Annotated in this window: 1 protein-coding gene and 1 pseudogene; both read right to left on the bottom strand. The window is 58.9% G+C overall.

From position 1 onward, the window contains the following. On the bottom strand, positions 1-197 hold a 197-nt coding region (locus BEB54_RS28370; RefSeq protein WP_105282353.1), incomplete at its 3' end, for a hypothetical protein. Next, positions 198-343 (bottom strand): annotated as a pseudogene (locus BEB54_RS29105) (DNA methylase); the annotation flags it as partial.

Genomic DNA, 343 nt, shown 5'->3' with positions numbered 1-343 from the left:
TCCAGAATTTCGGTATATGCCTCCATCAGGAGGCGGTTTGCGCGAAACAACGTCTGACGCACCAGACGTTCCGGAAGGGTGTCAGCATTAAAGCTGTACCGCCGCTCCATCTCATTCATGGTTGTACGCAGGTCGCACATGGCATTGGCCACCTCCGCCACTTCGGCGCGAAGTTTTTCGTGTCCGGCATAGTGCATTTACGCAGCCTCCGGCATAAACCAGTCATCATTCGCGGCCCCCTGCTGCATGGCCCGTTGCACGGCGGAAAGGCGTTGCTGCCCGGCACGGTGATACTGCTCAAGCAGCTCGATACCGATATACCGGCGTCCGGACTGGAGGGCGG

The organism is Escherichia sp. MOD1-EC6021, from assembly GCF_002965245.1.
In the GTDB taxonomy this organism is placed as follows: Bacteria; Pseudomonadota; Gammaproteobacteria; order Enterobacterales; family Enterobacteriaceae; genus Escherichia; species Escherichia coli_F.
Note: the sequence above shows the minus strand (reverse complement) of the source record. Positions and strands in the feature narration are given on the sequence as shown.